Source organism: Tindallia californiensis, assembly GCF_900107405.1.
GTDB lineage: Bacteria > Bacillota > Clostridia > Peptostreptococcales > Tindalliaceae > Tindallia > Tindallia californiensis.
Genome location: NZ_FNPV01000010.1, coordinates 42,378 through 57,240, shown reverse-complemented (window position 1 = coordinate 57,240; position 14,863 = coordinate 42,378). Strand labels below are relative to the sequence as shown.

General features: G+C 45.3%; 8 protein-coding genes. 2 read left to right on the top strand and 6 right to left on the bottom strand.

Going from position 1 to position 14,863, the window contains the following annotated elements; translation table 11 throughout:
* Positions 1 to 697 precede the first annotated feature (697 nt).
* A complete protein-coding gene (locus BLV55_RS12840; protein ID WP_093315099.1) occupies positions 698 to 1,804 on the top strand; it encodes a glycerol dehydrogenase in 1,107 nt (368 codons plus the stop codon).
* 337 nt (positions 1,805 to 2,141) lie between these two features.
* Here the strand turns inward: BLV55_RS12840 and BLV55_RS12835 are convergent, their stop codons facing one another.
* Positions 2,142 to 3,428 (bottom strand): glycine/sarcosine/betaine reductase component B subunit, encoded by a 1,287-nt coding sequence (locus BLV55_RS12835; RefSeq protein WP_093315097.1) that lies wholly within the window; start codon positions 3,426 to 3,428, stop codon positions 2,142 to 2,144.
* Between the two features lie 509 nt (positions 3,429 to 3,937).
* On the opposite strand from BLV55_RS12835, the gene BLV55_RS12830 reads away from it, so the two are divergent.
* Entirely contained in the window at positions 3,938 to 5,755 is a 1,818-nt protein-coding gene (locus BLV55_RS12830) for a 5'-nucleotidase C-terminal domain-containing protein (protein ID WP_093315095.1), read from the top strand.
* A 162-nt stretch (positions 5,756 to 5,917) separates the two neighbouring features.
* On the opposite strand, the gene BLV55_RS12825 is transcribed toward BLV55_RS12830, so the two are convergent.
* Genes BLV55_RS12825 through BLV55_RS12805 form a run of 5 tightly spaced genes read right to left on the bottom strand, consistent with a single transcriptional unit; the run spans position 5,918 to position 14,825 of the window.
* Positions 5,918 to 10,342: a coiled-coil domain-containing protein gene (locus BLV55_RS12825; protein ID WP_143033217.1), complete on the bottom strand. Its 4,425-nt coding sequence runs from the start codon at positions 10,340 to 10,342 to the stop codon at positions 5,918 to 5,920.
* Positions 10,299 to 11,111, bottom strand: coding sequence for a DUF6063 family protein (locus tag BLV55_RS12820; RefSeq protein ID WP_176968414.1), 813 nt, complete (start codon positions 11,109 to 11,111; stop codon positions 10,299 to 10,301). The genes BLV55_RS12825 and BLV55_RS12820 overlap by 44 nt, the downstream gene beginning before the upstream one ends.
* The gene (locus tag BLV55_RS12815) at positions 11,096 to 12,652 is read right to left on the bottom strand and encodes a hypothetical protein (protein ID WP_093315091.1); all 1,557 of its coding nucleotides are present in this window, start codon (positions 12,650 to 12,652) and stop codon (positions 11,096 to 11,098) included. The genes BLV55_RS12820 and BLV55_RS12815 overlap by 16 nt, the downstream gene beginning before the upstream one ends.
* Before the next feature lie 35 nt (positions 12,653 to 12,687).
* Complete coding sequence (locus tag BLV55_RS12810; RefSeq protein WP_093315089.1) at positions 12,688 to 13,764, bottom strand: Wadjet anti-phage system protein JetD domain-containing protein; 1,077 nt, start codon at positions 13,762 to 13,764, stop codon at positions 12,688 to 12,690.
* Positions 13,765 to 13,799: 35 nt separating this feature from the next.
* Complete coding sequence (locus BLV55_RS12805) at positions 13,800 to 14,825, bottom strand: zinc-ribbon domain-containing protein (RefSeq protein WP_176968413.1); 1,026 nt, start codon at positions 14,823 to 14,825, stop codon at positions 13,800 to 13,802.
* Between the last annotated feature and the right edge of the window lie 38 nt (positions 14,826 to 14,863).

The window sequence follows — 14,863 nt, the reverse complement described above, 5'->3', positions numbered from 1 at the left end:
AGATGCATCATTCTCTCAAGCATACCGTCCTTTCCTTTTTTGTTTCCACATAAAAAACCATTTTTACTGTTAAAAAAGCTTTATTCCTTCCCTTATAAACGTCGCAGTGCTTTTTCAAAAACTTAATCCTAATCTTTTCTCGTTTCTTTGATTCGAATGCACTGATTTCTTCATCCCTTATTTTTCTCCAGTTAGCATATCCTTATGCCTTCATTTTCCACTAGTCTTGCAGTTTGATACGCAATCACTATATGATATCCATCACCACTTCACTTGGCAATCACAAAACATGGTTCTTTTTTTCCTGTTTGACTGAAAATCTTTCTGAACGTATATTGGATGCTATCAACGCATCCTGGAGGATCATGCCCTCTATCAAACCGACTATTCCAACATAAAAACCTTTAATCTCGACGAATACGTGGGGCTCGATGAACACCACCCCCAGAGTTATCATCACTTTATGAGCCATCAGCTTTTTAATCCACTGGGGATTGGTAAAGAGCAGGTCCCTATCCCAAAAGGAAATGCTGAAGACTTCCAATATGTCTTTATCCGAAGACCTGTGTGACTAAGGCATCGTTGCCGCCCAGGTCCTCTTGACAACTTCACAGATTTAGATATAATGAAGGTGATATTGTTAAAAAAAAGACAATTATCCACATTATTGACATTTCACCTTTAGGAGGGCTGTACAATGGCAAATGTTATCGGAAGTCCTGAACGTTATGTACAAGGAAGAGAAGTTCTTAAGGATCTTTGTAAGCACGTCCAAAGCATGGGAAATGCCCCGTTTATCTTAGTAAGTCAATCTGGAAAAGGTCGTGTGGAAGCACCTATTTCAGAAGGTGCCAAAGAATTAGGCACAAAGCTGGTATATGAGATTTTTGGCGGAGAGTCTTCCCGCAATGAAATTAATCGATTACAAAAAGCATATGAAGCCTCCGGCTGTGATGTGGTAGTTGGCATTGGTGGCGGAAAGATCCATGATACGGCCAAAGCCTTGGCCTATTATGCAAAAGCACCTGTTGTTATTGTGCCAACCATCGCCGGAACCGATGCTCCTTGCAGTGCTTTATCCGTTCTCTACACGGATGATGGCGTTTTTGAAGACTATCTATTCTTGCCTCGAAATCCAAACATGGTTTTAGTGGATACGGAAATTATCAGTAAAGCTCCTGCCCGATTGCTGGTGGCCGGCATGGGAGATGCCCTTGCAACCTATTTTGAAGCTCGGGCGTGCCAGCAGTCAGACAGCAATAACTTTATTGGCGGAAAATATACGGTAACCTCCATGGCACTTGCTAAATTATGCTATGACACACTTATTTCAGATGGTGTAAAAGCCTTAACGGCTGTCCATGCCGGGGTTTGCACAAAAGCTCTGGAAAATATTATTGAAGCCAATACCTACCTCTCTGGCATTGGTTTTGAAAGTTGTGGTATTGCCGCTGCTCATGCCATCCACAATGGATTCACAGCCATTGAAGAGACACATGACTGCTACCATGGTGAAAAAGTGGCTTTTGGAACACTCACACAATTAGTGCTCGAAAATGCCTCTAAGGAGGAATTGGAAGAAGTCCTTCATTTTTGTCTGGATGTTGGTTTACCCACCACCCTTAAAGACCTTGGCATTCATCAAATAAACAAAAAGGAACTGATGCAGGTAGCTGAAATTGCTTGTGGCCCCAATGATACCATGGGTAATATGCCTTTTACCGTTACCCCGCAAATGCTTTACGATGCGATTCTGGCCACCGATGCCCTGGGGAAACGTTATCAAGCAAAAGCTTCCTCCTAAGCAACCCTTGCCGATAGGAAGAAGCCTTTCATGATCAATTTCTGGAGAAGTATAAACACGCACACAGCATCCTAAAACTTAATCTTTGCAACAAAACAGACAAAACATCCCCTTTAAGCCATTGATATTAAATGGTTTCTGGGGATGTTTTTAGTGTTACGGTATTACACAAGCAATGGCACCCACCTCTAAAAAAGTTTATAGTGGTTCTGTACAGGTCTTACTTTAACCTTAAAGGGTAGGAGTGAATAAAAGGATCCCTCTCAATTACCAAAGAGAACCTCTTTCGGCTTGGTCACATCAGTGCAGGATTCTTATCTTCTGGTAGGTCCCCGCTTTAGCATCCAATGGCACTCATTTTATTGAAACCCAGTTCATTAGTAGCCCCCATAATGGCGTTTAGTTCTACTTGAATGCTATCTTTGCAGGGATCTTCACCTTCAGTCCCACTGACTCCCCGATCCGCCGATGGGATGCTCCCAATCACTTTCTCCATAGGGGGAAGCAAGATTGCTTCGTTGGCGTTGCCAGTAGACACGACAGCATCCGCTTTCGGGTCTGCATCTGCCAGGGATTGAGAAGATCCATCTCTGCCTGCATACTCATCTGTTACAAGCACTGTTTTGATTCCTTTCTCCTCTATTTTCCTGCAATTCATCATCAAATCAGCGTCCGTATTCCCGTACTCTTCTTTTGAAATAATAACACCGTCAAACCCACATTCCTCCGCCAATTTCGCTACGCAATCAGAGGCGATCACTTTGTCTTTCAAGGTAACGTTCATATTGGTGATAATCACCCCGCAAAAGTTAAGGTCTTTTCCGTGACGTTCATATAAATCTTCTATCATCGGGTTATTCAGATGATGATAGGTGGTGTTTTTGTCACAAGGAATCATGATATTGCTACTGACAATGGCTCCGTCCATGGCTTCTGTTGGAAATATATAGGTGGGCATTAATTGTTTGGCGTTCCTACCATAGACATAGGTATCTTGCTGAAGCCCTTGGCTTTGAAGCATATACACATACCCCACTTTGGGCAGTTCTGGATACATATGCTTCTGTTCCTCCATGGGTAGGGTTTCATAAAGGACTTTCTCCTGCCCTGTTACTTCCTGGCATTTTTCACCGATATACTGTGCAATTTTCAGCCCAGCCAGTCGTAAAGCTTCTTCATATTGGTGACTTTCCAAACCTGAACTCGGATCACAGTCCAATACAAGGTTATTGGTTTTGGAGAATGGGGTATACGCCGCTCCCGGACCGGACATATCAATAATGCCTGCCTTCGCTTCCACCGTTTTCTCAGTAATCACTACGGCAGATCCTTTCAATATTTTGGTAATGCCTTCGCCTACTGGTTCACGGCTACCCACTAAGCCTGGAAACACTTCTCCAGCACCTTCCACTTTTACTCTAGGTTCAATAACATCTCGCACAGAAAATAAACGGGCAGATTCTCCCGGCTTTACAATATCCATGGTGACGCTGACAATTCGCTTATCTTCCTTGATTTTTTTGGTAATTTCTTCTTTATTCACCATTAAAGTGGTACCATTCATCCTAGTATGGTCACCAAAAACCAAATCTTCTACGATTATTTTTTCCAAGGTCAGTTTCATCATTGCCCTCCTCTAATCCTTTTTATCTGTCTTCCATTTCGTCTCTTTTGCTTGAAATGCTTTATTCATTTTTTTCTGAGTTCCTTCTCCTCTTGGCATAGGACTTCCCCTAGTAACTTTTTTATCCGTTTCAAGTCATCTTCTTTATGACAAGTCATCTTCTTTATGACAAGTCATCTTCTTTATGACAAGTCATCTTACTATAGTGTATCACGAAATAGGCATCCTTTTCCTTGGAATTTCATTGTGATAACTATCATTTTATCAAAGGTAGGTATATTTTTCTTGCATCCCTAGTCATAATTACTGATTGAAATTGCTGATTGGCTTTCATTTCACAACTGACGATACTAAAGTGAGTCCTATTCCTATCGAAAACCATGAAAAAATGATACAATAGATGGGCATCATCAGAAAAGCGAGAAAAGTAAGAAAAGTACATGAATAGTGACAAAAGGCATAAAGGCCTGTGATTGTCATATATCAAACAATAAAAGGAGGAAAAAAGTATGAAGCACGTTTTTATGAGACGAAAGTATCTGGTTTTGTTCCTGGCATGTCTAATGGTTTTCAGCAGTTTTAGCACCTTGGTGGTTTTTGCTGACGAGCAAGAACATACCTTAGTGGTATTGCACACCAATGATATTCATGGTCGGGTGCTGGAAGGTCGATTTGATGGAATGGGGCTGGATCGGGTAGGTGCTTTGGTTAATCAGTACCGGGCAGAAAATGAGAATGTACTGTTGTTGGATGCTGGCGATGCGGTACACGGAATGCCAGTGGCTACCATCGAAAGAGGCGCCAGCATCATACGTATTATGAATGAGATCGGCTATGATCTTTTAGTGGCAGGGAACCATGAGTTTAACTATGGAAAAGAAAGATTGCTAGAACTGGATGAAATGGCAGATTTCCCAGTGATTGCCGCCAATATTATGGTTGAGGAAACGGGGGATTATTTTTTACCGCCTTATATGATTTATGAATTTGATGGCTTTAAGGTTGGCGTTTTTGGTTTAGCAACACCAGAAACCTTATATAAGAGTCATCCGGCCGGAACCGAAGGACTTCTGTTCACAGATCCGGTGGAAGCCGCGACAGAAATGGTAGCCGAGTTGGAAGATCAGGTAGATGTAATGATTGCACTTGCACATCTGGGTATCGATGAAAGCAGCCTTCGAAACGAGACTAGTATAGGGGTTGCTGAGCAGGTGGAAGGCATTCATTTAATCGTAGATGGCCATAGTCATCATAAGTTAGACGAAGGATTAATGGTGGAGGAAACCCTTATTGTGATGGCTGAAGAATATACTAAAAATTTAGGGGTTGTTGAAATTACAGTAACCGATGGCGAGGTATCTTCTATTAACGCCATGTTATACGAAAAAGAAGAGGCTATGGAGATAGAACCAGATCCTGATGTTGTCGCCGTGGTAAACAAAATCATTGAGAATCAGCAGGAAATTATGGCAGAAGTGGTGGGTAAAACTACGGTTCATTTAGATGGAGAGCGGGAGCAGGTTCGTGCAGGAGAAACAAATTTAGGAAATTTGATTACAGATTCCATGGTTTGGGCTACGGATGCTGATTTTGCCTTTACAAACGGGGGTGGAATTCGTGCTTCCATTGCAGAAGGTGACATTACGAAAGAAGATATCATCACCGTACTTCCTTTTGGAAACCGAGTTGTCACAAAGAAAATGACAGGCGATGCGATTTTGGAAGCATTGGAAATAGCTTCTTCAGCCTATCCAGAACCAGCTGGTAAATTTGCCCATGTATCAGGAATGACCTATACAATAGATCCTAATCAACCAGAGGGTCAACGAATCAGCGACGTGACTATTGGGGGAGAATCTCTTGGGATGGATGTAGAATATGTGATGGCTACCAATGATTTTTTAGCTGCCGGTGGAGATGAAATGACTATGTTTGTGGAAGCATTTACCATTACTGATTTTGTTTCCATGGATGAAGCTTTTATGGATTATTTAACCGAAAGAGGAGAAGTAGCGCCGGAAGTTGAAGGTAGGATTACAACCGTAGCATTGGAAGAACCGTTTGAAATGGAAGAATCCGAAGCAGATGTTATTGAAATAGAAGAACCTGAAATGGAAGAGCTCATTGAGGAAGAACCTATCACAGAAGATCCTATGCCAGAAATGCCAATGATGGAACATGAGATCCATGTGGTTCAAGAAGGAGAAGTTTTATGGAGAATTGCGGAACAGCATAGGACTACCTGGGAAACATTAGCCGAAATAAATGAACTTAACAATCCGAACGTGATCTTTCCTGGACAAGAAATCTTGTATCCAGCTCATTAAACGATCACAATGTACGGATGATTCTACGGATGATTCCAAGATAACGGTTTGTTAAAAGCCATTGTAAGAGAGTACTCTTTACAATGGCTTTTACTAATTTACGCTTTGTTTTTTTGATACGCAGGCTCTTCTCTTTTATTCTCTTTGGCGATTTCCTTCACCTTACAACTCTTCCAGGGTAATCTGTTGATGTCCGCCAAGACGATCCAGTGCCGTAGGGTCTTTATCCATAAAGTATGCGGTGTGCAGCTCTTGGCTGGTATTCATAATCTGCTTGCTGCCGTCTTCTGCTAACCGCAGGCGACAACTGTAGACCACAGGAAAGGCATCTCGCATGGCGGCTTCGCCGTGGGCGGTCAGTACCAGCAGTTGAAAGCCTAATTGCTGGGCGACAAAGAAAACCGGAGCCAGCACATGGTCGCTGGAGGCCTGGCCAAAAGGATTGTCCAAAATAACGGCACGTCGGGTCAAGGCACCAGAATGCCCATGGCTTTTTTCGGCCAGGTAGTTGAGGATTCCCAGAAAAAGCGTCATGTTTTTGCTCCATTTTTCGCCGCCGGACCACTGGTTGCTGGTTTCCCAACTGGCCGGAATGCCCACTACCCGCTGGTCGTTGGTGACTTTCCGGCATTTGATCCGCAGGGGCTGGTTTTTCGTTAACAAGGCCAACAGGTGGGCGCTTTTCAGCTGGCTTTCCACGTATTTTCGAACCTCTGCCGCATCCTCCATGCCTTCCTCGTCCCGGAAGCGATCGCTTTTTTCCAGAAACTCTGTCAACTCTTCCACATGCCTTCGAATCAGGCTTCGCAGGGCGGCTTCTTCGATATCCGGCAGGGTAAACTGATAGACTGGCTTCCACCCGTCTTCAGTTTTGATACGGGTTTTATCTGGAATTCGTTTCAACTCCCGCATCAGTGTTACCATCCAGGTATGGAGCTGTTGAATAAAGCTGTTCAGCAGTTTCTCCTTTTCTCGAATTTCATCTTCATGGAGCTGTCGGACCCGTCGGATTTTCATGCCCAGATCCTTTTCCCACTGTTGTACTTCTTCATAGGTTTCCCGGTTTTTCAGAACGGCTAGGGCATTTTCCCGCAGGGAAATATTGTTTAGCTGATGCATGCAAAAATGCTGGAATTCCTTTGCCGCTTCCTGAAGGTGGCTTTCCTGGTTCTCTTTTTTCATTTTCGTCTGGTGTAACCGATGCAACTGTTCTCTTAACCAGTTTTCTCGCTGGTAGGGGTAGTCCCGCATCAGTTCCTCTGATGGTAGAGCCGCTTCCAGCTCCTGTAACAGAAACCCGTAGCTTCCGTTGGCTATTTTCATCTGTGTCATCAGTTCTTCCAGTTGCTGAAGCACTTCCATCCCTTGCCACAACTGTTCTTCCTGATGCTGTTTTCTTACTTCTAGTTCTTCCGCTCTCTTTTCCAGTCCTGCTTCCACCTGGTGCAACTCTTCCTGAAAGACGATGGGTTCCCCGTATTCCTGACGAATGCTTTCGGCGCTTTTTTCCATGGCCGATGTCAACACGGCGTGCTCTTGCTTGATCTTTTGATGAATTTGGTCTTTTTCCTCAACCAGCCTTTCCTGCTCTTTCCTCTGGTTTTGAAGATCTTGCAGTTGATCCCATCCATCTTCCGGAAAGGAGGCCAATCCTTCCACCAAGCCGGATTCTTGCTGAAGCAACCTGCGTTCCCTGTCCAGATCACGAAGCCGTCGCTGGCATGCTTGTATTTCGGCTTCCAGTTGTTCCGCGTCCCGGTGTTTTTCCCTTAGGGTTGCCAAAAGCTGTTTTCCTTCTTCTTCCAAAGCTGCCCGGCTTTCTTCTGTTGCCAGTGCTTCTAAATCCTTCAGTTCCTGATAGATTTCCTGTTGCTGAAAATTTCGCTGCTTCAATTCCCCTTTTTCCAATTGTATCGCTTGTTGTTGCAAGGCTTGCCGAAGATTTTCCTCTTCCTGTCGAAGGCTCTCTACCTGTTTTTCTGCGGCTTGCCGTTGCTGCTCTTTTCCTTTTAGATTCAGGGTTTCTTCTTCTGCCTTTCTTTTTAACTGAAGGTATTCCCTGCCTTTGGAAACCTTTTGTTCCATAACAGGAATTTCTTCCAGCAATCGATTGATATGCTGTTGCCCGGCCGCTTTCTCCTCTTCCAAAGCCTTCAGGACTTCTTCTCTTTCTTTTAGCTCTGAAAGCGCGTCCCGATACTGTTGTTTCCAGTGTTCCACCTGCTCCCGGGCTTCTGTCACGCTTTCAAAGGAATATTTCCGAAAAAAACCTTCCAACTGGTTTCGATTTCGCTGCCACCTTCTGGCTTCTTCCTCTGCTTCCACCCTCTGCCGTCTTTTTTCTGCTGCTTCTTTTTCCAGCTCTTCCTTCCACTGCTGAAAAACAGAAGCCTGGTAGTGATGCTCCCAATGAGGGGGATAGATGGTGGTATGCAATGACTCTTCCCATCCCTCCATGGGCTTTTGCTGAATCAATTGCCTTGCTTCCTGTTCTGTGAGTACCATCACTGGCTGACTAAGTTTTTCCCTGGCTTTTTCCAGTCGTTTAACGACTTCCTGTTGTTGATCCCCAGTGGTGATAAGGGTTTGAGGCCACCAGGGCATTTTTTCTGCCGTTTCCGGCTCCATGGATCTTAACCAATCAGCTCCGGTTTCCAGATAATCCAAAGAACGCTGCCATTCCCTGGCCAGCCTTTCCAGTTCTGGATCGGCGGTATAGACTTCCCGATTCTGGTACTGTCGCCAAGCTACGCCAGACTGTTGCTCCTGCAAAATGCTTTCTTCCTTGCGGCTTTCGGTCAAGGCTACTTGTTCTTCCAAATCTCCCCGCAGAGTGTTTTCCCGATGATAAAGAGAGTCGTAAAGCTGCCAGCGGGAATGCCACTGACGAACTTCCTCTAACATGGCGGTTTCTGCTTCTTCCATCTGTTCTACCTGATTTTTCCGTTGTTGCCACTGTTGTTGGGTTTCTGTCACTTTTTCTTTGAGAGAAGGCAGGGTTTCTTTCTGTTTTTTTTCCTCTTCTTCCAGGGTTTTTAACCGTTGCTGCAAGGTGTATTTTTGTGTTTCCATCTGCTTTAAGTCCTGTTGCCAGGTTGGCAATTCCTGCTGAATGCTTTGGGCATCTTTTAGGACCAGCAAGTAGCTCTTCAACTCCTCCATCCGCTGTTGGTAGCCAGCCACTTTTTCTTCCAGCCGAGCTTTTTCTTTTTCCAGTTCCGTCAGCTCTTTTTGACGATTTTCCAGCCGTTTTGCCCTTCGTTCCTGCTCCCGCTTTTTCCGCTCCCATTCCTGCTGTTGCTTGGTTACTTCGGCTTTCATCTGACTTAATTCCTCTTCCAGACGAAATTTCAATTTTTTCCGGTTGGTATCCAGTGTTTCCCGGACTGAAGCCAGATCTTCCTGTTGATCAAGATTTTCCAATTTCTCTCTTGCATACTGCTCCCGAACCTCTTGTTCTTCTATCTCCATTTGCAGCTTGGCCAGTTTCAGCTGATGATCAAAACGTTTCAGCTCCTCTGCCGCGAGCTTTGCTTCTGTATGTTCCTGCCGGGCTTTTTCCATAGCCTCATCCATCCGATTTTTTTCCTGCTGTTGAAGTGCCAGTTGCCAAGAGGCCTTTTGATGCAACACTTGCCGAAGATCGGCTTCTCGCTGTCGGATCTGTTCTTCTAATAAATGTTTTTCGATGGTTGCCTTTTCCAGTTCCCCTTCTGTGAACTGGTAGAGGGTCTTGGCCTGTCGCTGTTCTTCCAGATGTTCCTGCCTCATGCCTTCCAGTTTTTCCCACTGGCCGGCGTATTGCTGAACCTGGGTCTCCAGCTTTTGGCTTTCTTCCATTAGTCGGGTCAGTTGTCGGTATTTCCGAAAATTGTCCTGTTGTTTTTCAAAGGTTTCCACAAACTCTTCTGTTCCTTTTCCCGGTTGGGTATCCTCCACAGCCGGGATTAGAAGGCGGCTCACCAGTTGATCTGTGGTGCGGCAGTTTTCAAAGAATGCTTCCACGCCGCCTTCGTCACTGTTGACTTTCACAATGGATTCCCATTCTTTTTTCCGAATGCCAAAGTGTTCCTCCAGATAGCGGTTGTATTCATGTAGGGTATGGAAGGTTCGGGCCGTCATTCGTTTTTGTTGCCGCTCCAGATAGTAATCGTGCATTTCCTGCCGAACGGCCGGCCGCTCCAAATGATTTTGTGTTTTTCGTACAAAGGGAAGGTGCTCAATACTGTGAGGGTCACCGCCTTCATATTCGTCCACAAATTTTTCAGATTTCACCCCACTGTCATCCGCATACAGGGTGACGGCGGTTATGGCGTAGCGTCGGGGCCGATCCTGAAGCATCCATTCCACGGCTACATGAGCCGCTGTATTCTCCAGCACCAATGTTTCCCGGATTTTTCGACCAGCAACCGTCACATGGGGCAGTACCGTCTGCAGAATGGTTTGCACCGTTACGGTTTTTCCGCCGCCGTTTTCCAGTAACAGAGCACCGTTATGACCGTCAAAGCGGTACAGCACATCATTGATTCGTTTATGGCCGCCTTCAAACTGTATATTGGTCATTCTCACCTTCGAGATGGCTGGCATCCTCTTCCCTCCCTTCCTCTTGCTGACCTTCTTGCCGGTTTTGTTGCTGGTTTCTTTCTTCGCTGAGCTGGAACATAAATTCCAGCAGGTTTCGATTGTATTCCACGTCCATATAGTATCGTTGCACAATGGTGCGGGCTTTTTCCGTTAATTCCAGTTCCTTGTTTCCGATATCCAGCACCAGCTTCTGTTCCAGCAGAAATCCACGGACGCTGTTGAGAAAACTCATGCGACTGTTGGTTTTGGCGTCCTGTACTTTCACCTTCTCGTTCAGGTCGTCCAGGGCACCCCATTTGCGAAGCACCGCCAGCCAGTTGATCTGCTGATCCAGCTCATGCCACCTGAGCTGGTCTTCCTCCATAGACGCCAAACTGTCCAACCGTTGGTTCATGGCATCCAGCCAGTCTTCCATGGATAAAAAGTCTCTGGTCGGCTCTGTGGTCTGATAGCTGTCGTAAAACTGACCAAAAAACACCAGAATAGCCACATACATCAAGTAAAGATCCTCATTGGTGGCTCTTTTGGGCAAATACAACTCCTTCATTTTTTCATTAGAAAGATGGTGCACGGATTCCACGGTTTTAGGCACCAGATATAGTCCTTCGCCAGACACCAGCACTAACGAACTGACTTCTTCAGCAAAATCATCTACCAAGGCTTTCAGATCTTCTTCCGCCAAGTAGCGACGCTGTTCTTCCCGACCGGCTTCTCCTTTTAAGGTCAAATGGCTGAACAATCGAAATGCATCCATGATTACCTTATGCTCCATGGATAGTCCTCCTCCCAGATCAATTTCATTTCCTGTATTTGAAACCGGTTCCCATAGGTCAGAATATCTCCGGTTTCTTCCAACCACAACTGGACTCCTGCCTGACGAAGCAATTCTGCCAAGGGTTTTTCCAGCAGGGTTTCCTCTAATTCCCCTTGAGATGAAGGGCTTTCGGCGTGAAGTTTTAGGGGTGCCTGATGATGCATCCAGATCCAGAATCCATAAAAGGAAGGCTTGGCCGTGCATTCCGGCTGTCGCTGTTCCATGGCCGCCACCGCTTCCGATAAAAGGCGGGGACGGGTCTTTTTTTCTGAATCAATGCTGACTTCCAGCAATGCTTCCATCCATTGCACAAATGTTTTTTTCAATTCGTACTGACGTCTTGAGATCCGCCGGCCGCCAGAGGCCGCTAAAAACACCTGAGCTTCCTCCTGGCTCTTCTCGCCGGCAATTCGTTGTGGCGCAAAGACCGTCAAGGGTGACCAGACCTGGGTTTTTTCCAGGTGTAAAAATGGTTTTACCAATTGGCGGGCTGCTTCCAGAGGGAGGGGAACCGAAAGAAGACGGGCGGTGATTTCCTGATCAAAATTAAAGGAATCCACGCCGCTAAAAAGAAGCATCTGATAAAAGGCGTCCACTGCCGTGTTTTTCAGTTTGGTGCAATCCTGCAGCAGGAGCCGGTGGCTGTGATGGACCGAAGCCAGTTCTTGCTCGATACGCCCGATTCGTTCATAGGCCTGGGGATGTTTCCGGGTAGAAGCTTCCTGATCCAGCCGGCGCCTAGTTTCCATCACAAAGACCTGCAGTTCTTCAAATTCTTCATTTTCCCGGGTTAGCCGCTGAAAGGTGTCTTCCACCAAGGATCGATAGCGACGGTAGGTGTCATCGGAGACGATGTTCCGATTCACTTCGTGGCGAATCCGCACCATGCTGTCGGACAGCTTTTCCACAGCCATGCGCATTTCATCAATCTGACGTAGAGCACTGGCAAACTCGCCTTTTTCCAGCTGTTTTCGGATTACCAACTGGTTGATGGAAATCTGAAATTCTGCGTAATATTCTCGGGTGGCAAAAACCAGCGCCAGACCATCTTCATCCAAGGTATAGTACTGAGCGTTGGCATCCGTATCCGAAGCACCGGCCTTTAGAATACTAAGGCTGACAGTTTCCTGCTGTCCAGTATGATAATTGAAGAAAGAAGCCTGCAATCCTCTGCCTCCAGGAGGACGAAAGGTTTCCACCAGCTCCCGGGCTATTTTTTCATACTGTGGGTCTTCCAAGTCTAGCAGCGGTTCTGGAAACTGGCGCTGCACGTCTTTCAGAAATCTGGCCAGTTCCGCCACGCCTGTATGCCGTTGCCTTAATAATCGGCATTCAAAAAAGAACAACAAAGTCAGCAGCCCAAGACCGTAGAAATCGATCTCTGCTCCTTGGTTGTCCTTTCGTGTTTTCTTTTTCAAATTCATCAAAGGCTCAAAAAGAGCCAGCCGGGCCATGCGTTCGCCATAGCCGTCTGTAATGGTTCGAAGGGGTAGGTCCATGCTGTTCGTCCTTTCAAACAAGTGTTGACTCTATTTTACCCCTTCTTCATCAAACTTTCCAGCCCTTCCTCTAAGGCTTCCTGAGGGCAGTAGAACCCGGCTTCCAGTTGTCGGCGCAGGTTCTTTCCTTCTTCGGATGAAAAATAATCAAGAAATTCTTTTAGGGCTTCTTCCTGCTGACGCTGGTTTGTTTTTCCCTGGCTCCAGGAACACTGAGCCAGAGACTGATAAAAGGCGGTTGCCGGAATCACATCCCAGGATTCCACATGGGTATATCGTTTTTGAAGATCATTCCAAATGGCAATGCCTTCCCAGTCCAGATCACCAAAGTAATGGATGGTATGTTGAAGGTTGCCTGCTTTTTCAAGCCCCAGTTGATAAGGCAATTGGGAGAGACCTGCTACAATCTTCCTGCCGGCACCATAGACTAATGTTGCCACATTACTGGAAGACAGAAGGGGAAGCAACCGGTAATACATGCTTTTGTTTTCCACAATCAGATGAGGGAGGGTTTTATTGCCTCCGGCTTGAACCTCCGATAAAAACGACGGATTTAGCGCCAGCATCAATGGGTCCGGATGCATTTGCTTCTCGACCTGATGCCACAGGTTGATCCGCTCCAACAACTGCTTGCCTCCTTGTTCTTCCAGCCATTTTTCATTGCCTGTCAGCTTCCACGAAAGCTCCGGCAAGGTGTGACCAGTGAAGTCGGTTCCATGCTTCTGCAAGTAATCATTAACCTTCTTCAGTGCGGGTAAATCTCTTTTCCAGGCAGTCAGCTCTTTTCGGTAATAAGCACTAAGATCCATGGCCGGATGAAAGTTCGCTGCCTGACGTCGAAGCTCCTGCTGTTGCTCTCTCTTTAACCCATGTTTTTCTATTCGAAACTTATAGGGAAGGGAAGGAGATTTACGGTTTTCACCGGCACTCTTGATTCGGGTCAACACTTCTTCCTCCATTAGATCCATCACTACCGCCGAAAAATCTGCATAAGCACTATCGGAAGGACACCATTCTTCCAGTTTCATCAGCATAATGGTTTTATAAGGATGTTGTTGCAATTCTTTGATGATGGTTTTCTTTAGATCATTGGCTTTCATGTCAGATTTCATTTTATATCTCCTACGGTTTCGCGTCCCCTTGTCCTTTATTCTTTTTCTTCATAAGACAGTAAAATAAAACGCTCTCCTTTTATCGTAATCTGTGATTCCATTCTTCTTGCAACTCGAGTGTTCGTCTTCACTTCCTCCGACCAGTGTGACTTTGGTTCATAACTAAATACATCAAAAGACAAGGCTTCATAAATATCGAAAATGGCTTGATAGGTACCATCGTGGAGATCATATATTTCAACCAGTTGGGCAAAAGGAGGAGTTTCACCATCTGCTGCCGGGAAGAAATAGTAACCATCTCGATATTCCATCGGTATTTGCCCCCGGTCAGGGTTTCTCTCTGTCATATCGATACCAAAGTATTTGTCTATGCTTTCAAATAAGTGATCTTCTCGAAGATATGCTTCGAATTCTCTATAATTCATCCTGCTGGTATTATTAACATAGTTGTGAAAAAAGCCAAATCGAAGTAATTCGCTGTCTCGAATTTCACCCGCTTCAAAGGGCAGGAGAAAGACTTCGGCAAAGTTACTGAAAAAAACATTGAGGGCACGATGTTCATCATAACTTAAGGATAGCTTAGTGGGTTCAACCTGTTCTTCAATCTCTGTTTCAGATTTTTCTTCTATCTTTTGATCTTCATCTTTTTCTATCTTTTGATCTTCATCTTTTTCTTTTTCTATCTTTTGATCTTCATCTTCTTCTGTTTCAATCCCTTCATCTTCTTCCGCTTTTTCTTGATTCGATGCTTCCAGCCCCTCTTCCGCCATCACCGTTTGCTCTTCGGCCAAGCTCTCTTTAAGTTCTTCTCCTTCATCATTGTTGCCCAAAAACAGAAAACCAACGGTTACTGCCACAATGACAACACTTAATAAGATGGGAATGATCTTACGATTGGGTCCAGTGTCTTCGGAAGACGATGCCTCAGGTTTGCGTTTCTCTTTTGAAGCTATTTCGGCCTCCATCGATCTATCTCCTGTTTTTGCCTGTACTGACGATCCACAAAATTCACAAAACCGACTGTCTTCCTCTATTTTTTTTCCACATTGGCTGCAGAACATATGCATTCCTCCGTTTTCATTATTTATTCCTTTTAATC

Excerpts from the sequence above, each read along its gene's own strand:
- BLV55_RS12805 (WP_176968413.1), bottom strand. The coding sequence starts at position 14,825 with ATGTTCTGCAGCCAATGTGGAAAAAAAATAGAGGAAGACAGTCGGTTT.
- BLV55_RS12810 (WP_093315089.1), bottom strand. The coding sequence starts at position 13,764 with ATGAAATCTGACATGAAAGCCAATGATCTAAAGAAAACCATCATCAAA.
- BLV55_RS12830 (WP_093315095.1), top strand. The coding sequence starts at position 3,938 with ATGAAGCACGTTTTTATGAGACGAAAGTATCTGGTTTTGTTCCTGGCA.
- BLV55_RS12825 (WP_143033217.1), bottom strand. The coding sequence starts at position 10,342 with ATGCCAGCCATCTCGAAGGTGAGAATGACCAATATACAGTTTGAAGGC.
- BLV55_RS12835 (WP_093315097.1), bottom strand. The coding sequence starts at position 3,428 with ATGAAACTGACCTTGGAAAAAATAATCGTAGAAGATTTGGTTTTTGGT.
- BLV55_RS12820 (WP_176968414.1), bottom strand. The coding sequence starts at position 11,111 with ATGGAGCATAAGGTAATCATGGATGCATTTCGATTGTTCAGCCATTTG.
- BLV55_RS12815 (WP_093315091.1), bottom strand. The coding sequence starts at position 12,652 with ATGGACCTACCCCTTCGAACCATTACAGACGGCTATGGCGAACGCATG.
- BLV55_RS12840 (WP_093315099.1), top strand. The coding sequence starts at position 698 with ATGGCAAATGTTATCGGAAGTCCTGAACGTTATGTACAAGGAAGAGAA.